Here is a 310-nt window from a genome sequence, read left to right on the forward strand (position 1 = left end):
CCTCGACGAAGGTGTCCGTGACGTCCTGGTCCGCGCGGACGGTGAACCGGATCAGGGTACGGGAGTCGAAGGTCTCGTCGCCGGTGGTCAGATCGAGGTCGATCGTGTACCGGTGGACGTCGAGGAGCTGTGCTCGGTTCTGCGCTTCGTCGCGCGTCAGTACGGACATGCAGGCCATGCTGCCTGATACCGGCGGCACGGCACAGAGGCGGTTATCGGTACGCGGCCTATGTCCGGTCCCGTTCGAGCTCCCCGGTGTGCGCCCCCGCGGGCTGTCCGGGCGGTACGCGTGCGTGGGGGTGGGGCAGGG

Source organism: Streptomyces viridosporus (genome assembly GCF_002078235.1).
GTDB classification, from domain to species: domain Bacteria; phylum Actinomycetota; class Actinomycetes; order Streptomycetales; family Streptomycetaceae; genus Streptomyces; species Streptomyces viridosporus.